Source organism: Aerosakkonema funiforme FACHB-1375 (genome assembly GCF_014696265.1).
In the GTDB taxonomy this organism is placed as follows: Bacteria; Cyanobacteriota; Cyanobacteriia; order Cyanobacteriales; family Aerosakkonemataceae; genus Aerosakkonema; species Aerosakkonema funiforme_A.
Map to the genome: position 1 here is coordinate 62,922 of NZ_JACJPW010000024.1, position 20,892 is coordinate 83,813.

Genomic DNA, 20,892 nt, shown 5'->3' on the forward strand with positions numbered 1-20,892 from the left:
TTTCCGAAAAAACCCGGTTTCTCAGCCACTTATCTACCATATTGAAAAAAACTACAAATGCAAACCCTCCATATTCGACTGGCGGAAATTGACGGGGATTGTATCGAATTACGTTATTATTTTGACCGTCCCAGTCAGTACGAAACCCAACAACTGAAATTATCCGGCATCGACAACTTGCTCAAACAGGCGAAACGGGATTACTATTTGGGCAGACCCGCTTTAGTCGATATCGGTAAACAGTTATTTGTCTGGCTGGATGGAAACGGACGCTGGTTAAGTCGCGCTATTGACAAAAGTAAAGATGGTGGCTTGATTTTAGCCATTGATGCGGGTCAGAAATTGGCGCATTTGCCTTGGGAAGTTCTCCACGATGGCATAGATTTTTTGGTAAAACGAGTTAATCCCGTCACCATTCCCATCCGCCAGGTAGGTTGGGTTGAGGAAACCAAACCCAACATCATCGAAGCGCGTCCTTTGCGGGTATTGTTTATGGCGACATCTCCCCAAGCGGTGGAACCAGTGCTAGATTTTGAACGGGAAGAAGCGCGAATTCTGGAAGATACTGCCGAATTACCGCTAATGTTGCGGGTGGAGGAAAGCGGTTGTATTGAAGAATTGGGAAAACTTTGGAAACGCTACAAAGAACCTTTTGATGTTTTCCACCTGACGGGACACGCTTCCATTCCCACGGCAGAACCTTTCACACCATATTTTATTACCGAAACCGACACGGGGGAAGCTTACCACGCAACCGCCGCAGAAATCGAGAAAGTTTTTCGCCATCGATGGCCACAATTAATATTTTTATCAGGTTGTCGTACCGGACAAGCAGCCGAAAATGGCGCAGTTCCTTCAATGGCAGCCAAATTGATTGAGTTGGGGGCCAAAGCCGTGTTAGGCTGGGGTCGTCCGGTGTTGGAAACTTCCGCGACGGTAGCAGCAGCCAAACTTTACGGCGCATTGGCGGCGGGAGATGAACTAGCGGCAGCTTTGGCTGATACTTATCAATATTTAATAGAGGAAAATATCCCCGATTGGCATTTGCTGCGGTTGTATGTTGGCGGCGAATGTCCGGCGGCGTTGGTGGAACCTTTGGGAGATGCGATTTGGATACCTAACGAACCTATCGGACAGCAATTTTTAGACCCCGCTACCCAGCAAGTGCGAGTGGCGACACCGGAAGAATTTGTGGGAAGGCGGCGGACGTTGCAACGCTGTTTGAAGCAATTGCGGACACCCAGCAATTTGGGGGTTCTGCTTCACGGTATGGGAGGGGTGGGAAAAAGTACGGTGACGGCGCGACTGCTGGAACGGTTGATTGGGTATGAAATGATTTTTGTTTATCGCGGTTTGGATGAATATAAGTTGCTGCGTTTGTTGGCAGAAAAATGTACTTCGGAGAAAGGACAGGAAATTTTAAATGGTAAATTACCTTTAATGCAGCGTTTGAGTTTGTTTTTGCAGCAAGGTTTGAATTATCCAGAACAGCGATTTGCGTTCGTGTTGGATGATTTTGAGGCGAATTTGGAATTGCAGAATGGGATGGCGGTTTTGCAGTCGGAAGTTGTGGATGTGCTGATGTCGCTGCTGAAGGGAATAACTAATAGTAAGTTGCCGCATCGAGTGATTATCACTTCTCGCTATGATTTTGCATTACCGGAACTGAATCATCGCCTGCATCGGGAACCTTTGGCGGCGTTGCGAGGTGCAGATTTAGAAAAAAAGTATGACCGCCTCCCTGCTTTTAATTCTACCTCGAAGGTGGATGTCGATTTGCAAGCGAAGGCGAAAAGAATTGCCGATGGAAATCCTCGGTTATTAAATTGGCTGGATAAGATTTTACTGGCAGAACGGGTAAATAATCACCTGATTTTGCAGGAGATGGAAAAGGCGGAAGCGGAGTTTCGCGAGAATATTTTGGCAGCGGAATTGTTGAAGCAGCAGCCAGCAGGTTTGGTGAAGATGCTGGGTTTGGCTTTGGTGTATGAGTTACCTGTACCAAAAGTAGCGATTGCTGCTGTTTGTGGGAATATTTCTAATTTGGATAGTCACGTCGAACGCGCTGGAATTTTGGGTTTGTTGGAAATGAGCAATCCGCAAGCTGAATTTCACTATCGCGTTCCTCGGATATTGGCATCTTTGCTAGAATTTCCGGCTGATGCAGAAACTATTTATCGCACGGCTGGACAATTTCTTTATCGGATTTGGTGGGAAGAGTCGGAAACTAAATTAGAAGAAGAGGCTTTGGAAATTCATCGGTTAGCGTTGCTGGGGAAAGAAACAGAAATCGCGGTAAAATTGGCAAAAGTTCTGGCAATTAACTGGAATAATAAAAGCCGATTTAGGGAAGCGGTGCAGTTATGCAAACTTACCTTAAAATTGAATGAAGATTACCGCATTTTGCATGAATTAGCACGTTCTGAAGAAGCACTGGAAAAAGTTGAACTAGCACAGCAGTTCTATCAACAAGCACTCTCAATTTGTCCCCCAGAAAATGAAACAGAAAAAGCAAAAATTATTCATAACTTGGCTGGTAGCTATGTTACCACCGCAGATATCGAAAAAGCGTTCGCACTTTTTCAGCAATCTTTGGAACTATTTGAACGTATGGGTAACTTACAAGGAAAAGCCGCTACTTTGCACGAATTGGGTTATATGTACGTTAACAGGAGAGATATCGAAAAGGCGTTTCCATTTCTTCAGCAATCTTTGGATCTCAAGGAACGCATTGGTGACGTGCAAGGAAAAGCAGCTACTTTGCATGAATTGGGTCGGAGCTACGCTAAGACGGGAGATATCAAAAGAGCGATCGCATATTATCAGCAATCTTTGGAACTAACCGAACGCATTGGTGACGTGCAAGGAAAAGCCGCTACTTTACACGGTTTGGCTAATATCTACGCTGACACGGGAGATATCGATAATGCGATCGCATATTATCAACAATCTTTGGAACTAAACGAACGCATTGGTAACGTGCGAGGAAAAGCCGCTACTTTGCACTGTTTGGCTATTATCTACGCTGATATGGGAGAGCTCGAAAAAGCGATCGCATATTATCAGCAATCTTTGGAAATAACCGAACGCATTGGTGACGTAAAAACAAAAGCCGCTACTTTGAACAATTTGGGTTATATCTACGCTAACACGGGAGATATCGAAAATGCGATCGCATTTTATCAGCAATCTTTGGAACTAGACGAACGCATTGGTGACGTACAAGGAAAAGCCGCTACTTTGCACAATTTAGCTGACATTTACGCTAGCACGGGAGAGATGGAAAAAGCGAGCGGATTTTATCAGCAATCTTTGAAACTACACGAACGCATTGGTAACGCACAAGGAAAAGCCGCTAATTTGCACTGTTTGGCTATCATCTACGCTAACACGGGAGATATCGATCAGGCGATCGCTTTTTATCAGCAATCTTTGGAACTAAAGGAACGCACTGGTAACGTGCAAGGAAAAGCTATTACTTTGGGAATGTTGGGACAATTATTAGCATATAAAAGAGGAGAGTTTGACACGGCGCTAAATTATTTACAGCAATCTCTGGAAATCTTGCAGCGAATTAAATCACCCGATGCTGAAACGGCTAAGGGAATTATTACCCGCGTGCAAAAAATGGCTGCTAGTTCAAAACCTGTCAATTCAGAAAATCCTAGCCTCCAGAAACCCGGTTTCTTCAAGAAACCGGGTTTCTATTTTTCTGTGGGAATGTTTCGCCGTTACCTAGTTTGGGGATGCGTTTTGTTAGTGTTGGCGATGGCGGTTTGGGTGTTTTTCAAACAGGAAAAGCGGGAGGAAAAGCACTATAGGAGTTATAACATGGTGCAAAGAAACCCGGTTTCTTAGAGAAACCGGGTTTCTGGAACACAGCACTTTAGCGCTAAAGCGCAACAACATACCTAAATTTCAATTTAAAGAATTTGGATCTATCCCTAATTCTCGCAATTTTTCCGCCAATCTTTCGGCTTTTTGTTCCACATCACGGGCGCGTTGTTCCGCTTGCAAAATCCGTTCTTCAGGTGTCAGCAATCTTTGTCCTTGTTCATCATACCAATAAAGCCATTCTCGCGTTATTCCCTGATAATTTCCCCTTTCTCTCCCAATTCCTAACCCAATTTCAGGTAGCCAAACTGGATTTTCTTGCGGTAGCAAAACATATTCACCATCCACCAAACGATATACTTCTAATGGTGATTTGCGGCGGCGTTGAGGATTATATACCACATAAAACAATACATCCAATTCGGCATAAAGTTTTTTCTTTTTGGTATATTCTCCCCGCCGTGTCTGGGAAACAACTTCTAGCACCATAATAGGAGGAGTATGATTTTCTTCCCAAAAAACATAACTGAGGCGCAAATTTTCATCAAAAACTCTTTCTACTCCTAAACTAAGAAATCCATCTGGAACTACAGCAGGTTCTTCGGGGTCGTAATATACCCCCATATCAACACCAAAAAACCAATCCATGCGGTTTGCCCAAACTAAGGCTAAGATTGCTTCTAGCAAACCGGGAATTAAATGTTGTAATTGATTATCCACTGGTGTATCGTCAGAGTCGGGTAGTTCTTCGGAAGAGGGTAAGTAATGTCTTGGGTTATACTTTAACATGATGGGGTCTGGGTGACACGCCTAATTTAATTGTAAGGTGGTTTGTGGGGGAATGGTTAAAGTATTCTACCGAAAATTGTTTGCATAAACGTTAATAGTATAATTAATTTAATTATATGATGGCCAAATTTTCAAAAAAATATATACATAAATTATGACCTATTTTTATATGGATAAATATTCTTTTTACGTTTGGTTGCGTGCGGGCAGGGCGAAGCATTCGGATAGAAGATTTATTGGTTTTGAGAAAGTGATTGTCGCCCGAATGCTAATGCCGGTTCTTCCGTACTTAGTGTGATAATTTAACTTAAATTTGTCCTCCAGCTTTGCTGAGTAAGGTTTTCAGATTATTTATACCTTAGTTTACCTATGACAACTTGCTTCTGAAGGGACAATTAGCTTGAAATGCCAGCTAACTAAGGGTTAGGACACGAAAAAACTAATCATTTGGCACACTAAGTACGGAAGAGCCTGTAGAGACGTTGTATGCAAGGTCTCTACATACTTTTCTGGAAATGTCTATTAGACGAAACATCTTCTAATTGAGCGGCACTTATCGCACTCCTTCGTGCTTCTATAATTTGACCGATCTGGCGGGCAAAGGTCGGTTGACGTTCTATCATCCTACTCACAGCATCTGAGGAAATGACAATAACTTGCAAATCGTCAATAGCGGCGATCGATACGGGACTCGGTTCGCCACTAAAGAGTGTCATCTCACCAAAGAACTCACCGAGAGAGAGAGCCATTACCTCCTGCTCCTTGCCAAAGTCGTTCGTGATGGTGATTGCAGCCTCACCCGCGATGATAACGTACAAGAAATTACTGCGATCGCCCTGGCGGATAACTGTCTCTCCCGCACCAAATTTCTGTACAACGGTTCCCTTACTTAGGTCAGCCAAGCTTTCCTGTTCCCTAGCTAGGGGCATAAAGCTGGGAATTGAGTGCAGCTTTTGTGCCAGCATACTTGAAGCGCTATCTGTCTTGGTCGGCGGTTGCGTGGAATATTCATACTGATACTGATGGAGCGAGAGGTTGTTTCGCTGCGCTGCGTACCAGACTCGCGTCATAAAGCTGTCATATATCTGCCCCACATCCTCAAAATTTTCTACAAAAAACTCCACCTCGTAGGTAATTGCAGTTCGATCGTAGGATTTAGTTGTAACTTCTGGCTCCGGTTCCGCCAATACTCCTCGTGTAGCCAAAGCTACACTTTTTAGCACCTGTTTGACCAAGTTGGGGGGACTATCGTAGGAGAAGCTAATATTGATGGTTTGGTTGTAAATGCCGTCCGGTTGGCTGTAATTCCAGATTACTTCTTTGCCAATAAACTGATGAGGAACGACAACCACTTGGCGTTGGGGTGTGAGCAGGCGAACAGAGCGCCAATTGATATCAATCACTCGACCTTCGATATCTCCAACGCGCAACCAATCGCCTACAGTAAAGGGGCGCTCGAAAAGAAGCGCAACGCCAGACATGATGCTGCCCAATGTGTCCTGAAGTGCCAAACCGATCACAATTGAGCTAACGCCTAAAGCAGTAGCCAGACCTGCCAGATCTGCACCCCACACTACCGCCAGTACGATCGCACTTCCTGCAAGTATCAAAAACAGTCTAGCGAGATCGATCAGCAGTTTGGGCATCCGCGCCCGCCATGTATTTGCCTCAGCATCTTCAAATAAGATGGCATTAATCAGAGAGAGAGATGTGTGGATAACGGATAGCCAAAACAGCGTTTCCAGGATCTTGACAAAATTCCCGCTCCTGTCAAGCTCAACGACCTTATTAAGGAACAGCATCAACACCAAGACGGGTATGACGAGGTTCCTTACGAGTACCAACGTCGCCGCGATCGGTTTACCGTGCCTTTGTAAATGATGAATAGCTTCTCCCAGCACAATTACGAGCAACGGGAAGCCAACGCCGATCGCGATCGCCCAGATCGACCATTCGGAGTTTGCGCTCATATTTATTTCTCCGATTTCCATTCTTTAGTTGCGGTAGCATTTACTGGTTGCTGGGTACTTCTCAGTTGCCAAGCTAATAGCTTTTGTTTTCCAGGTTCTTGGATTTCCCCAATCGGCTCAAACTCGTACAGGTCTTGCAGGCGATCGCAAATGTTTTGGGAAACCATAATCGCTCCTGGCGGACAAGCTGACCTCAGCTGATTGGCAATATTGACAGTATCGCCCCAAACGTCGTAGAGCATTTTATTTTTGCCCATGATGCCCGCCACCACATCTCCTGAATTGATACCAATCCGCAGGTCTAGATGCAAGCCTTTTTCATAACTGAATCGGCGGACAAAGGCAAGCATTTCTACCGCAAATTCTACCATGCGTTTTTCACGATCCAAACGCGGCACACTCAGTCCGCAGGCTGCCATGTAACCATCCCCAATGGTTTTGATCTTATCTATACCGTATTTTTCCGCCATTTCATCGAACGCTGTTACCATTTCATTAAGCACGGCAACAACTTCCTGGGCGGACATCGATTGATAAAGCTGGGTGAAGTGATGGAGGTCGGAGAACAAGACCGTGACATTAGAAACCTGCTCGGCAATGTTTTTTTCTCCATTTTTGAGGCGTTTTTTTAGGTAAATTATGATTATTTGAAATGGCAAATCAATCGCCAAAATCATAAAACTTTTTCTCTTCCGCCACTCCCCCACTCCCCCTGCCTCTTCCATCGAGGGTACGATTGCGCTATCTTTTTCTGTGTGTGCAGATGAGGGAACAGGGATGCAAGGTAAGCAAGTTCGACTGACTGGGGGTACTGGCGAACTGGGTTTGGGTGTGACGCCAGTGGTTTTGGCGCACGGTGTCGCTCTCGTGACAATTCCCGATCGCAACGGACAGGAGATCGATCGCCTCAAGGGAATTCTCTCGCCAGAAGATTTTGGCAAGATTCAGTTTATTCCCAGTCAAAATGGGGGCAGCGGTATTTAACCACAAATTGTGTATAAAGTCAAGGTATAGAAAAGTTGTATCCAAGTAAACAAAACGGACTTTAGATAAGAAAACAAGCTCAATCGTAAATTGTCGGGATGAACAAAAGCCGGGATACAATGTAAAATTAAAAGGAACTTAGTCCGAAATCGCCTTTGGACGATCGAGTCACCTTGGCTAGAAAGGTAAACATTTTATTAAACAATTGTTCCCGACAAACAAAGGGGTTGGCATGGCAGAAATCACGAAAGAGGAAATGCGCGAACGACTGGGTAATATTGACCAGATTCGCGATATTATTTTTGGCCCTCAGCTGCGAGAATATAACAATCGCTTTGACAAGATAGAGTCGGATATATCGTTGGTACAGCAGGAGATGCGCGATCGCATCGATCAAGTAAGGACTATCTTATCTACAGAACTACGGGCAGCAGTTGATGGGCTGGAGAAGAAAGTCAAGTCTCTTAATTTAACATCCCAGGAAGAAATTAACGACTTGCGGCAACAGTTAGATCGCGTCAACAAAAAGTTCTCCAACACGATTGAGGCGCTAGATCAAACTGTCGATAACCAAACATCTTCACTGCGCGAGGAATTGTCACAAGCAAGAAGCAAACTTCAGGAAGATGTTCGGAGTTTGAGAGCGCAGGTTTTTGATGAATTGGAACGGCGCATCTCGGTGATGAGAGATGTAAAAGTTTCCAGGGATGATATGGCAGAAATTCTGTTTGAGCTTGGTATGAGGCTGAAAGGAAACGAGTTTGTCCCCCAGCTCAAAGAAGTTGCCGACACTGAGAATCTGTATAACGATGTTCGTTTGCTAGGACAAAGTAAAAACTGGGAATAGACTAAATAACCGAGCTGAAGCCTTGCGATAAAATTGCACAATTTTATTTGGCATCGCTCGGTTTTTCAACTCACTGCTGTAATTGCAAAGTTGAACACTAAGAGCGGGGATACCTACCTATGCCTTTGTCAAAAGAAAATTCAACTGAGGTAGAGAGTCGGGAAAATGTTCTTTCCGAGCCAACCGAGTCAAGTTATCAAAAAATAGATCGGATTGAGGGCTTGCTAGATCTGTTAATTGACCTCAAAATCCTGGATAGGGAAGAAAAACAGACGAGCGAATCGCCTCCTCCAATGAACGAAGATTCGAGTCGCGGTGAGGAAGCGATCGATTACGAAATTATAGATGGATATGGGTATATTAATGTAAATGCTTCATCCGTAATTGAGCCAGAAGAATATCTGACAGAACAGCAATTGCCTTTACAAGCACAAGTAGAAGAGGCAAACAGCGACGATTTGCCATCTGAGCTTAGTTCAGATATCGTATCAGATAATATTATCGCCGAATTAGAGCCAGATGCAAACCTGGCAGAACAAACTTTTAATATAGAGGAGAAATTAGAAGAATCTAGGGGCGAAGAGTTATCATTGTTGCCCGATTTAGCCGATTTATCGGATTTAAATAGCGATATTACCGCCAAACAGGAACGAGAGGAGAAGGAGAAGAAAGTACAAGAACTCGATCGGCAGGAAAAGGAAATACAAAAAAATCCGCACAAGCGAATTTCATCATCTGAGCCTGAGTCAGAAAATGTAGAGGATAAATACGGTGCATTTAAACAGCTGCAATTTATGCTGTTAGGGCCGGAAATGACTCAGATGCAAGCTGTAATAACAGGTTTTCAAAATAAAATTCAAGATATAGAAAATACAATTAACGATCGCACAGAATTGATCGAACTGCTTTGGCCAATAATTTCCGAACTGCTGGATCGAAAAATAGCGGATTCGGCGGAATCAAGAGAAGCAGTTGCCAGTGCGCTAGCTCCCATCATTGATGAAGCGATATTGGCGAAAACTAAAAATGACAAAGTAGCGATCGGTGTAGCTATAGCCGCAGCACTTCCAGTGGCAATTGCCCAACAAATTCGCGACAAACCAACAGAAATAGGGTATGCGATCGCACCAGAAATTCCAGCCGCAATTAAGGAGCAAGTTAGGAAAAATCCACAGGCAATGGTGGATGCCCTTTATCCAATTATCGATGCAATTTTAGAGAGCAAGCGCCAAGAAGATAAAGAAGCACTCAGCGCTGCGATCGCACCATTGCTGCCACCTGCAATTTCCAAACAAATTCGCAATAACCCGCAGGAAATCGCTCAGGCGATCGCCCCAGAAATAGCATCAGCAATAAAGGAACAAGTGAGACTGCAACAAGACTCGATCGCGGAAGCGCTAGCACCGGAAATGGGCAAAGCGATCAAAACGCAGATTGAGATCGAGCGAGATAGCATGGTGGATGCCCTTTATACAATCATTGGCAGCACAATTGCCAAATACATGGCAGACGTAGTTCGCAGTATCAACGAAAAAATCGAAAATGCCTTAAGCTTAGAGGGATTCAATCGCAAAATCCGCGCCAAAATGCAGGGAGTCTCAGAAGCGGAACTAATATTCAAAGAAGCGATACCTTTTGCTGTCCGCGCTGTTTTCTTAATTCACAAAGCATCCGGTTTGGTGATTGCAGAAGCCCAAATTTCTGGCGATGAAAGATTGGAATCGGAAATGGTGGCGGGTATGCTAACTGCTATCCGCAGCTTCGTGAATGACTGCATCGCTCGCACTGGTGATGTATCGGAAATTGATGCGATCGACTATGGCAATTCCAAGATAGTTTTAGAAGTGGCCGGTTACTGTTATTTAGCTGTCGTGACTCAAGGAGAAACTCCGCAATGGTACGTACATAGGATGCAAGAAGGGCTCCTTGCCATCGTAGAAAGCTATGGCGATACTATCAAAAACTATGAAGGAGACCCCAGCATTATTCCCGAACGAGTCAACTATATTATAGAAGGATTAGTAAACAGCAAGGAAAAATATTCAAAAGTAAAAAAATCTATACCCATTGGCTTGTTAGCCCTCAGTTTGGTTGTAGCAAGTTTAATTTTTGTACCTTGGGGATATTACCAATACCGTAACGCCAGCGATCGCCGCATCGAGAAAAATACCGCCCTAGCATTAGCATCAACCCCAGAGTTAGCCATTTATCAACTTTCCATTCATGTAGATAGCGGCAAACTGCGACTGGAAGGAAAATTGCCTTCTGAATATCTCCGCAACAAAGCCGAACAAATTGCCAAAAAAGTTGCACCTAATCTGTCGTTAGAAAACAAAATTTTAGCAGTCGAAGTACCTGCCGATCCAGTTTTAACAGCAGCGGAAATAAAACGAGTCACATCAACTTTGAATCAGATGAACGGCGTTGCCATTTCATCTCGTTATGAAGCAGGGAAAGTCACGGTACAGGGAACTGTAGCTGAGGTGGCAGACGCCAGAAAGATTACCCAGGCTTTTCAGAAAATACCGGGGGTTAATACTGTCACCAATACTGTGCAACTACAGCAATTATCCCTACCCATACGTATTTATTTTGATTTGGGTGACGCTGAGTTAAAAGCAGAAAACAAAAACAAAGTCCTTCAAGTTAAAGCATTTCTGAATCGGTATCAACAAATAAATCTGATAATAGTAGGCCATAGCGATACGATCGGCACCGCAACAGAAAATCAGCGTTTGGCACTATTGCGTGCGGAAACGGTGCGACGAGCCCTAATCGCAGAAGGCATTCCTCCCAAACGCTTGCAAGCGGTAGGCACACCAAATCCCCCGTTAGGGCTAGATTCTCGTCAACCGCTATGGTTAAGTAGATGTGTACAATTTCAGCCGGTGACTCCGGGCTTCAAAAATAAATAATCATGTCCACGATTTCTAAAAAGATTTGTCTTGTTGGTGACTTTGGCGTCGGCAAAACCAGCCTGATTCGCCGCTTTGTGGAGCGTCAGTTCAGCGATCAGTATCTTTCCACTGTAGGAGTCAAGATTTCCCGGAAGACTGTCGAGTTGGAAGGAGTTAAGGAGCAGGAAAAGCTAAATTTGCAGATGATGATCTGGGATTTAGAGGGGCATACTAAATTTAAGGCGATCGCGCCATCCTACCTCCAGGGGGCCAGCGGTGCCATCATCGTCGCAGATGTCACCCGTCAGGAAACCTTAGAACGCATGATAGAGCATATGAATTTGTTTTTTTCCATCAACCCTAAAGGATTTATCATCGCCGCCTTGAATAAATCAGATATGTTCGAGGAAGAAAAAATCGAGAAACTGCTCGACAACTACCAATTTGAGGAGCCGCGAGTATTGGCAACTCATTCAACTTCTGCTAAAACAGGCAAAGACGTTGACTTAATTTTTCACAAGTTAGCTTACAAAATGGTGGAACCCAGCTAAAACTTGTACTTTCAATCAGTCCTCAAGCCCACGCCATATGAAATATTGGCTAATGGATCGAATTTTCAACAAATGCTCAATGCTCTGCCAAATTCAATATTTGGCAGTGGATAAAAGTTTCCTGATTTTAAACAAATCTCAGGAAGTCGGGCGGTTTGGGGTTCCTACCGCTCTGGTTGTAATAGGAAACGATCTCAGCGAGAGATTTCCCGAATTATTATGATATGAAGATACCTTAAGCTGAAAAAAAGTATCAAGCCAGAATGAACCCTCTTGTAAACAAACTTTTAGAACTCATATCGCCACCCCGCCGTATGGAATATATGGCAGTGGATGAGGATTTCCTCATTACAGAAGCATCTTGGGATGTCCAAAGGTTTGCCGATTGTCCCGATCAGATAATCAAGGGAAAAGATATTCGTCTGGGCTTTCCTGAATTTATCGGAGTTGAAGATACTCTAACTGCCATACTTAGAGGAGAGCAAAATAGTTTTGAGATCAGAGGTATCGCTCGCTGTCTAGAACAGGAAAATCCTCTTTACATTGATGTTTTTGTTGTAGCCGATCGAGATGAAAAAACTTTGCAAAGTCGTTTGATTATCATTTTGGAGGATGTCACCGAAAAAATGGTGTTGCAGCAAAGCTTAACCCAAAGAGCTAATGAAACAAGCCTTTTAGCTAGTGCTTTGACAGAATACAAAAAATATATAGATAAAATTTTTGCGGCGCTAGCGGAAGTTTTATTAGTTACGAATAATTATGGATATATAAAAAAAATAAATCAGGCAACTGAAAATTTATTCGGATATAGGGAATGGGAATTAATCAATCAGCCAATCTCACTAATTATTATTGACGAAAAATTTTTACGGCTATCGAAGCAGCAACATTACTTATCCCCAAAGGATGCGTTGAAAAATATGGAGGTTGTTTGTAAAACAAAAACAGGAGAATTGATTTACTTAGAGTTTTCTTGCTCAATTGTTGAAACGGACATTGAGGAATTCCAAGATTTTATCTATGTAGGAAGGAATAAGGATAAGTCTTGAGTTAGCAGTTACGCAAACTTAAATGTGCCCGAGCCAACATAAATTTATGTTAATTCTATACAAATTAGCATAAAATGGCTTAGCTTTAAATAAAGAACATCCCCAGGGTAAAAGCGTCATGAAATATTTGGTGATCGACAAAATATTCAACAAACCTTCAGAAAACCGCCACGTAGAATATCTGGCAATGGATCGAGAATTCAAGATTATCGATATTTCCGAGGGAGTGCAAAGATTTGCTGATTCTCCCCAAGAAGTAGCAATAGCGAAAGATGTCCGGGAAGGCTTTCCTGAATTAATAGGAGTTGAAGATATTTTAATTGCCGTTATAGAAGGCCAGCAGGATTCTTTTGAATATAAAGGAATTGCCAGATTTTCCAATCGAACATCTCCTTTATATATCGATCTTTATGCCATCGGTGACGAAGATGAAAAATCGCTTCAAAAACGATTATTAATCTTTTTTGAAGATGTAACACAAAAGATGGTTTTAGAACAGAATCTAGTCCAAACAGTAAATGAATTGCATCTTTTGTCTAGTGCATTGACTGCTTCTAAAAATTATATCGATAAAATCCTTAAAGGAATGGCAGATGCTTTGTTTGTGACAAATAGTTCGGGAATTATCAAAACGGCCAATAAAGCGGCTCAAGATTTGTTTGAGTACAGTGAATCCGAATTAATTAACCAGGAGATCTCAAAATTTATTATAGAACATAATATTATTTGGCAAACAATTCAACCGCATTTGTTACCGCCTGGAGAATTTTTGCAAGATCTGAAAATAGTATGTCAGACCAAAACGGAAAAAAAGATAGTCGTTTCTTTTTCTTGCTCCACTGTTGAAACCGAAATAGAGGGGGTAAAAGATTTAATCTATATAGGTAGAGATATAACAGAGCGCCAGCGGATTGAAAAGCGTCAGCTGACACAGTACGCGACGACTCGCGTCCTCTCAGATTCTGGTACTGTGGAACAGGCGCTACCGAAATTCTTACGGGCCGTGTGTGAAAGCTTGGGATGGACAGTCGGTGAATTTTGGATGCCAGAGGAAGACAAGAAGAGGAGAGTAGGAGAGGCCGAATTTGCTCACCAATCTGGCGTTCCCTATTTGCAGTGTGCGGAAATTTGGTCTGGGTCATCGTCTGACATTTCAAAATTGATTAATATAACCAAGCAGACTACTTTTGCTCCTGGTGTTGGTTTGCCCGGTCGCATTTGGGCTACACTTTCGCCGCAGTGGATTGCCGATATCGTTGATGATGCTGACTGTCCGCTGAATCAACTAGCATCGCAAACAGGTCTGCAAGCAGCTTTCGGATTTCCCATCAAAAGTGACTGGGAAGTTTTGGGGGTGATGGTTTTCTTTAATCGCGAGAAAGAAGAGGTTGATGAAGACCTGCTTCAGACAATGGTTGCTATTGGCAGTCAATTGGGTCAGTTTATCAAGCGCAAACGTGCAGAAACAGCGCTAGCTGAGAGCGAAGAAAGATATCGAGATTTGTTTGAAAATGCGAGCGATTTAATTCAGTCGGTTGCTGCTGACGGTAATTTTATTTATGTCAATCGCGCTTGGCAAGAAACTTTAGGCTATACCGAAGCAGAAATTGCTAATCTGACAATATTTGATCTCATTCATCCCGATGCTTTAACACATTGTCAGACACTTTTACAGAGGGTAATGTCGGGCGAAAAGGTCGAGCAGGTTAAAGCTGAATTCCTTACTAAAGCTGGCAAAAAAATTTCTGTAGAAGGAAGCATAAACTGTAAATTTGTAGATGGTATTCCGGTTGCCACTCGCGCTATTTTTCGCGACATTACCCAGCGCTTGCAGGCTGAAGCAGAATTGCGATATCAACAAGAACAAACAGAACGTTTATTGCTTAATATTTTGCCCCAGCCGATCGCAGAGCGTTTGAAACAAGAGCAAAGCACTATTGCGGAAAACTTTGGCGATGTTACCGTGATGTTTGCCGACATTGTTGGCTTTACAGAACTTTCCTCTCTGATATCGCCCACAGAATTGGTTGAGATGCTAAATATAATTTTCTCGAAGTTTGACCAACTGGCAGAAAAACATAATTTGGAGAAAATCAAGACAATTGGAGATGCTTATATGGTGGTGGGAGGTTTGCCAGTTCCTCGCAGCGATCATGCGATCGCGATCGCAGAAATGGCACTCGATATGCAGGCTGCCCTGATCCAATTTTCTGCGTCAACGGGAAAACCCTTTCGGATGCGAATAGGCATAAATACTGGCTCGGTTGTAGCGGGCGTCATCGGCACGAAAAAGTTTATTTACGATTTGTGGGGCGATACGGTAAATATCGCCAGTCGGATGGAGTCCCACAGTTTGCCAGGACAAATTCAGGTAACTGAGGCGACTTACAGCGCTTTGCGCGATCGCTATTTATTCGAGCAGCGCGGTGAAATTTTAGTCAAAGGCAAGGGGAATATGACTACTTATTTTCTTGTGGGCAGAAAAGATTTTAGTGGTTAGTCAGTTGTCAGTTGTCATTAGTTATGTTTTTGACTTTTGACTTTTGACTTTTACTTTCTGGTGTATCGATGTTTGACTCCAATGGGGAAATATTCCGGATCGCCGGTTGGGAATAGTGCAACTTGCGGCATTTGATATTCTGGGGGAACGTAGTTAGCAAATTCGCTGTTGAGTCGTCGCAACTGAGAGAGAATAGAAGATGCGATCGCTTCTTTTTTCTCCTCGCTACCTTCCACCCCAGGCGCTAATTCCACAACGACAGAAAGAAACTTATTTTTATCGGTATCTTCCTTAACTTGCAGCACAAATTTACCAGTCACCCACTCTTTAATCACAGGTTGTTCTAACCCGACTGTCACATTTTCAGGATAGATATTCGCGCCGAAATAAGAAACGGTAAAGTTAGAACGTCCGAACACATAGACGAAAGGCAACTTATGAATACCTCTTACCTTTGTAGCGGAGAGAGGTTGCTGTGTGAAGTTGGGATCTTGACTGGGATCTAATAATGGCAGGCAAGATGCCTGCCCCACAATAGATAATTCTGCCACAGGATCGAAACCCCATTCTCCGAGAAACTTCAGCATTTCATCGTAACTAATGATGCCGCCATTATCCAAAATGTTGTAGCGCACCAAAGGAATGCCATTATCGCCAGAAAATAACAAAGTTCCATCTAAAACTTCAAACAAGCGACTGCAAGGATCGTACTGCACTAAAGTCGGTAGGCGCGACTCTCCAAACAGCGCTTTTGCTGCATCTGGACGATTTGCTAAAAAACGACGAATGCAAATACTCAACGGCGTTTCGTTGCCTAAAACACCCGCATCCGCAGTGCCGTAAAGTGCAGATGAATCATAACATAAATTGGTCGAACCGACTCTTTCCCCAACTAAACTGCGCCATTCTTCGCTAAACACTTCTCCGGCAAAAACCATTTTGATATGATATTTTTGCCACTCCACCCCACGGGCGATACCGCTATCAATCACATCTTTAATAAATGGCGGATATCCCAACAAAACAACTTGATCGAATCCTGTACCGAGTTCCTGTACAACTCGGAAAATTTCTTCTTTGTTATTCCCTGGTGCGATAACGGTGATGGGATAACCTTTGCTGGCGAGATAGCGGCAACAATTCATTGTAAAAATGCCGCCTACCCAAGTTCCCAAGGTAAAGCAAATTACAGCTAAAGTGCGGCGAGTATCTGCTTGAAAGCTATCGTAAAATATTTGCTCAAAACGAGTGGCAATATGCAGTTCATCGGTGAAGAAACGCGGCCAAAATGTGGGTTTTCCTGTTGACCCGGAAGAAACTGCGATCGTATCGCAACTTTCTAATTCCCCATTGCGACATAATTGAGCCAAAGGGTGAAGTTTGAGGTAGTTTTCTTTGGTGACAGGCGGTAACTTTTGGAAATTTGCGTAAGTTTGAACGGACGCCGGATCGATGTGATGTTCTGCCAAAAATGCGCGGTAGGCGGGAACTGCGTTGGCAACCGATCGAAACAATGCCAAAGCAGCAGACTCGGCGCTAGTGTTGGCGTGTCGTTCGAGTAGCGTTTCCATTGGCGTTGTCAGGAATTCTGCAAACGCTTTCATAGCTTGTTCGCGTTGTTGTTCTCGCATTGCGGATAGTCGATCGCATCAACTCAAATTGTATTGCATCGGGGATGGGGGATGGGGCATTGGGGAGGATTAGGGATGGTTTCAATCCCCTTGCGGGGATTAAGTATTTGGAAACCCTTACAGACATTCAAAAAGCGATCGACGAAGTATATATTAGACATCTGCAAAAATTATTGTGGGGTAGGCATCCTGCCTGCCTTTGAGATTCTTTTTGCTACAATCAAATCAAATAATACGCACCACAACTAACCTATGGAGCAGACAACCTTGCCGGATGTTCTAACTTTAGAAGAAGTTTCAACTTACTTACGGTTACCAGCCGAAACAGTTTTGCGGCAAACTTTGCAGGGAAATATTCCAGGTCGCAAAATAGAAGAGTACTGGAGATTCTTAAAAGACGCTATTGATGATTGGTTGCGTTCTCAAAGTAGCCGAACTGTTTTATTAATGCAGGCAAGTGCTTTAGCAGATGATGATTCCCTGACAGAATTGAGAGCAACAATTTACCAGGCAAGGGAACGATCGGAAGTGGATGAGGAGTCAGATGCTTAATGTATTTACTTGATACTGACGATAGGCGATCGCATTTAGAGCTTGGCGCAAGATGCGATCCCGTCTAAACTCCAGTAACCCACCCTACTATTAAATAAGTTGTGACGATCGCCACATTGAATTTAATCGTCATCGGGCATCATATATAAATCCTCTACTTCTTCATTTTCCTCTTCATCAACATCATCATCTTCAATTTCAACTTTCACTTTGCCATTTTTACTGTTGATATCCCGACGCAGAAATTCGGGGCATTTGCCGTTGGGGTCTACTTGAAAACCAAACAGGGGACTTTCCTCGCCCTGACATTTTCCCGATGTGAAAAACTGACACACCGCACAGCAATCTTCTCCAGATGCGATCGCTTTTTCAACGGCGATATGTTGTTGGGAAAGGGGACTGAGTTTGAGATGAAAACCATCCCACCTAGCTTTAAGTACGCCGTTGCCAGCTAACATCTGCCAACGCGGATCTGATTCTACCACAGTTTCCGGGATTCTGATCCAAGCACCTTCGACTTCCGCTTCTACAGTTACCTCAAATTCAGCCGGTAAATCCATCTGAACAATTTTAGCGCGGGACATTTGTTCTGGCACTTGTCCGTATTCGATCGCCTCACCCAAACTGGGAATATGAACGTAGTGTTTCTGTTGTAATTCTCCCGCTTTCGCCAGTTGGTGCAAAGCTTCCAGGGAACCGTGAATTAAAATTAAGTGCTTCGGATTCACCTTCGCAATTACTTGCGTCAGACCGACTTTATCCGCGTGAGCGCTTAAATTAAAACGTCTGATTTGGGCGCGAACAGTTAGCTGTTTGCCCTCCAATTCCACAGTATCTCCCGTTTTTAAACCCTGAAGCAAACGTCCGGGACTTTCTTCATCGGTATAACCGCTAATAAAAATAGCGGCGTTTTCTCTTTCCAACAAAGTACAAGCATAATAAATGGAAGGCCCACCAGTAAGCATTCCCGAACTGGCAATAATTACACTCGGTTTTGCCATTGCCAGAGGTCGTTCTTTGGGAGAAGCGATCGGCATAATGGGTGGAGAAGAATTGGGATCGAAGAAAGGTTCTTGTTTCTGCTGGGCAAAATTCCGCACCGACTGGGGTAGCAAAGGCAAATTGTCGCGGAAAACATCGGTTACCGCACGTACCAAACCATCAACAAAAATGGGTATTTTCAGTTTGTGAAATAGAGCGTTAGTGCGAATAGCTAAGATAATTTCTTGCGCTCTTCCCAACGCAAAAGCGGGGATGAGAACGTTACCGCCTTTGGTGACAACTTCTGCGATCGCTTCCAACAATGCCGTTTCTTGCGATTTGCGATTCGGATGGGTATCCGCACCGTAAGTTGACTCGGTAATCAGCATATCTGCGGTGGGAAGATCCGCCAACTTCAACCCTTCTGTAGTGCGGGTCGAAGTAGTATTGTAATCTCCAGTATAAAGCAGAGAGCGATCGCCATAGCAAAGATAAATGCAGGCAGCACCGACAATATGACCGGCGTTGATAAACCTCACCTTCAGTCCCGGTAAAGGTTCAAAATCAGTGGCGATCGGTTGCGTTTCCAAGCAAAACAAAGTACGCTCTAAATCGCCTTCATCAAAAAGTTCCGGCGAATCTTCACTCAATTGCTGAACTTTCAAACAATCTTGCAACATCACATGAGCAATTTCCCTCGTTCCGGGAGTGCAAATCATCCGCGTCGCCGGAAAGCGATTGTGAAATACGGGTACAGCACCGATATGATCTTGGTGAGCGTGAGAAATCAGCAACAAATCGGGATTTTTCAAAGCATCCAATGCCGGTAGCGGATCGTATCCCTTCGGTCTGGTGCCGCAATCGAGTACAATTTCATAAGGGCCGATCAATATTTGGAAGCAGGAAGCGCCAATTCCCTTCGCAGCACCCAAAGGAATCACTATTAATCTATCAGTTAAATTGTCATTTGTCGGTTGTTCGCTGTCGGTTGTTTCTCCATCCGAGTCATCGATTTCTGCTGCTAAAAATCTACCGGGATGAACTGAAGAAACAACCGGATATTGATAAACTCTGATTCTTTTGCCTCTGACATAAACCCGCGCCCGTCGTCCGTTCGCTGGCGAAACAGCTTCCCATTCCCAACCGTTGCGGCGTCTGACTGCTGGCGCGAGTTCCCAGGAGTTTTCTTCAGTTTCCGCCGCCAGTGCAGCTAAGGCAGTATCGTTTGGGGGAGTGGGTTCGGGTAATTCGGAAATGGCGGAGTTTTGTCGAGGTGCAATCACCTCGACATTTAAGGAATTTTCCTGTGACTCTGTTTGGGAAGTCGCCGGATTTTCTACCTGTGTATTTTCCTGTTCTTCGTCAACAAGTTGAGCTGCAAAGATGTGCAATTCTCTGCCTATTCTGCGTGCTTGAACTGCCAGCAATTGACCCACTTTGAGATTAAAAGTACTGGCATTGATTAAGGTGAGCTTGAGGGTTTTTTGCTGTGTTTGTTTTACTTTAAACTGAACGGATGAATTGCGTCTACCAAGTTGTATCACCCTGCCGATAAAATTGCAAATATCCTCGCTATCTGGCAGTGTGGAGATGGATTCGCAACTGACCGAACTCACCAGCGAGATTTCTCCGGTAGAATCGGTGCTGGGAATGACGCGCCACCGACAAACTTCTCCTTCTGTCCAGTTCGTTTGTTTTTGTGCGATGCGAAAAGCAGTGCCATCGACACAAACGAGGTGCGGTACGCCTTCGATCGCACTAATTTGTCCTGTGATGGTGAACTGGAATGTCGTCTCGCTATCAGCGGATTCCAGTGGCATAGTGGCGTTGATGCTGTCCGCCGTAGACATCGCGGTGGAATTGGTCATAGTCGTCTGCAAAGATATTGCCCGATCGGCATTTCCACGAATTTAGCACTCGGAGGGCAAAGTTGTGCTATTCACATACGGTATTGCCTTGGATTGCCTTGAGATCCTGTCCGTCTCAAAATTGAACAGCACGATCGACTATATTTGATATCATATCCAGTAGCATCGGTTGCATAAAAAATCGCTTTCTTATCTGCGTTTATCTGCGTTTATCTGCCTACATCTGCGGTAAAAATTTAACCCCCGATTCCCACAGATAATAGTTCGCATCACTCATATACTACCGATGCCACCGCACACGATATGACTCAGAAAAAGAGGAGATTATCCAGTCAACGACTCACCGCTAAGTTCTAACGAACTATAGCGGGAGCTTGCAAAAGCTCTAGTTGACCAGACTCAGTTCTACGGAACTACGTTACTTGGATTATGAAACCTA

12 protein-coding genes and 1 pseudogene are annotated in these 20,892 nt (G+C 43.9%); 8 read left to right on the plus strand and 5 right to left on the minus strand.

The genetic code is table 11. The annotated features are described in order from the left end of the window. Positions 1-57 precede the first annotated feature (57 nt). On the plus strand, positions 58-3,858 hold the full coding sequence (locus H6G03_RS11465) for a tetratricopeptide repeat protein (RefSeq protein ID WP_190464499.1): 3,801 nt from the start codon (positions 58-60) through the stop codon (positions 3,856-3,858). A 60-nt stretch (positions 3,859-3,918) separates the two neighbouring features. On the opposite strand, the gene H6G03_RS11470 is transcribed toward H6G03_RS11465, so the two are convergent. The 3 genes from H6G03_RS11470 to H6G03_RS11480 form a co-directional block, all read right to left on the minus strand. Continuing rightward, a complete protein-coding gene (locus H6G03_RS11470) occupies positions 3,919-4,623 on the minus strand; it encodes a Uma2 family endonuclease (RefSeq protein ID WP_190464500.1) in 705 nt (234 codons plus the stop codon). Positions 4,624-5,120: 497 nt separating this feature from the next. Then, positions 5,121-6,593 carry a mechanosensitive ion channel family protein gene (locus H6G03_RS11475; protein ID WP_190464501.1) on the minus strand — a complete coding sequence of 491 codons (1,473 nt, stop codon included), beginning with the start codon at positions 6,591-6,593 and terminating at the stop codon, positions 5,121-5,123. A gap of 2 nt (positions 6,594-6,595) precedes the next feature. Further along, the gene (locus H6G03_RS11480; protein ID WP_190464502.1) at positions 6,596-7,270 is read right to left on the minus strand and encodes an adenylate/guanylate cyclase domain-containing protein; all 675 of its coding nucleotides are present in this window, start codon (positions 7,268-7,270) and stop codon (positions 6,596-6,598) included. Positions 7,271-7,370: 100 nt separating this feature from the next. Between H6G03_RS11480 and H6G03_RS11485 the strand changes: the two are divergent. The 6 genes and pseudogenes from H6G03_RS11485 to H6G03_RS11510 form a co-directional block, all read left to right on the plus strand. Then, a pseudogene (locus tag H6G03_RS11485) lies at positions 7,371-7,547 on the plus strand (3-oxoacyl-[acyl-carrier-protein] reductase); the annotation flags it as partial. Positions 7,548-7,809: 262 nt separating this feature from the next. Next, entirely contained in the window at positions 7,810-8,424 is a 615-nt protein-coding gene (locus H6G03_RS11490; RefSeq protein ID WP_190464504.1) for a hypothetical protein, read from the plus strand. Between the two features lie 119 nt (positions 8,425-8,543). Beyond that, positions 8,544-11,339, plus strand: coding sequence for an OmpA family protein (locus tag H6G03_RS11495; RefSeq protein WP_190464505.1), 2,796 nt, complete (start codon positions 8,544-8,546; stop codon positions 11,337-11,339). A 2-nt stretch (positions 11,340-11,341) separates the two neighbouring features. After that, the gene (locus H6G03_RS11500; protein WP_190464506.1) at positions 11,342-11,872 is read left to right on the plus strand and encodes a Rab family GTPase; all 531 of its coding nucleotides are present in this window, start codon (positions 11,342-11,344) and stop codon (positions 11,870-11,872) included. Between the two features lie 314 nt (positions 11,873-12,186). Further along, entirely contained in the window at positions 12,187-12,921 is a 735-nt protein-coding gene (locus tag H6G03_RS11505) for a PAS domain-containing protein (RefSeq protein ID WP_190464507.1), read from the plus strand. Between the two features lie 118 nt (positions 12,922-13,039). Continuing rightward, on the plus strand, positions 13,040-15,421 hold the full coding sequence (locus H6G03_RS11510) for an adenylate/guanylate cyclase domain-containing protein (RefSeq protein ID WP_190464508.1): 2,382 nt from the start codon (positions 13,040-13,042) through the stop codon (positions 15,419-15,421). 50 nt (positions 15,422-15,471) lie between these two features. Here the strand turns inward: H6G03_RS11510 and H6G03_RS11515 are convergent, their stop codons facing one another. Continuing rightward, complete coding sequence (locus H6G03_RS11515; protein WP_190464509.1) at positions 15,472-17,052, minus strand: phenylacetate--CoA ligase family protein; 1,581 nt, start codon at positions 17,050-17,052, stop codon at positions 15,472-15,474. Positions 17,053-17,304: 252 nt separating this feature from the next. On the opposite strand from H6G03_RS11515, the gene H6G03_RS11520 reads away from it, so the two are divergent. Then, positions 17,305-17,604, plus strand: a complete 300-nt coding sequence (locus H6G03_RS11520; RefSeq protein WP_190464510.1) for a helix-turn-helix domain-containing protein — start codon at positions 17,305-17,307, stop codon at positions 17,602-17,604. Between the two features lie 122 nt (positions 17,605-17,726). Here the strand turns inward: H6G03_RS11520 and H6G03_RS11525 are convergent, their stop codons facing one another. Beyond that, positions 17,727-20,453 carry an MBL fold metallo-hydrolase gene (locus H6G03_RS11525; RefSeq protein ID WP_242060382.1) on the minus strand — a complete coding sequence of 909 codons (2,727 nt, stop codon included), beginning with the start codon at positions 20,451-20,453 and terminating at the stop codon, positions 17,727-17,729. Between the last annotated feature and the right edge of the window lie 439 nt (positions 20,454-20,892).

Excerpts from the sequence above, each read along its gene's own strand:
- H6G03_RS11465 (WP_190464499.1), top strand. The coding sequence starts at position 58 with ATGCAAACCCTCCATATTCGACTGGCGGAAATTGACGGGGATTGTATC.
- H6G03_RS11500 (WP_190464506.1), top strand. The coding sequence starts at position 11,342 with ATGTCCACGATTTCTAAAAAGATTTGTCTTGTTGGTGACTTTGGCGTC.
- H6G03_RS11515 (WP_190464509.1), bottom strand. The coding sequence starts at position 17,052 with ATGCGAGAACAACAACGCGAACAAGCTATGAAAGCGTTTGCAGAATTC.
- H6G03_RS11520 (WP_190464510.1), top strand. The coding sequence starts at position 17,305 with ATGGAGCAGACAACCTTGCCGGATGTTCTAACTTTAGAAGAAGTTTCA.
- H6G03_RS11480 (WP_190464502.1), bottom strand. The coding sequence starts at position 7,270 with ATGATTTTGGCGATTGATTTGCCATTTCAAATAATCATAATTTACCTA.
- H6G03_RS11525 (WP_242060382.1), bottom strand. The coding sequence starts at position 20,453 with ATGACCAATTCCACCGCGATGTCTACGGCGGACAGCATCAACGCCACT.
- H6G03_RS11495 (WP_190464505.1), top strand. The coding sequence starts at position 8,544 with ATGCCTTTGTCAAAAGAAAATTCAACTGAGGTAGAGAGTCGGGAAAAT.
- H6G03_RS11510 (WP_190464508.1), top strand. The coding sequence starts at position 13,040 with ATGAAATATTTGGTGATCGACAAAATATTCAACAAACCTTCAGAAAAC.
- H6G03_RS11470 (WP_190464500.1), bottom strand. The coding sequence starts at position 4,623 with ATGTTAAAGTATAACCCAAGACATTACTTACCCTCTTCCGAAGAACTA.
- H6G03_RS11490 (WP_190464504.1), top strand. The coding sequence starts at position 7,810 with ATGGCAGAAATCACGAAAGAGGAAATGCGCGAACGACTGGGTAATATT.
- H6G03_RS11505 (WP_190464507.1), top strand. The coding sequence starts at position 12,187 with ATGGAATATATGGCAGTGGATGAGGATTTCCTCATTACAGAAGCATCT.
- H6G03_RS11475 (WP_190464501.1), bottom strand. The coding sequence starts at position 6,593 with ATGAGCGCAAACTCCGAATGGTCGATCTGGGCGATCGCGATCGGCGTT.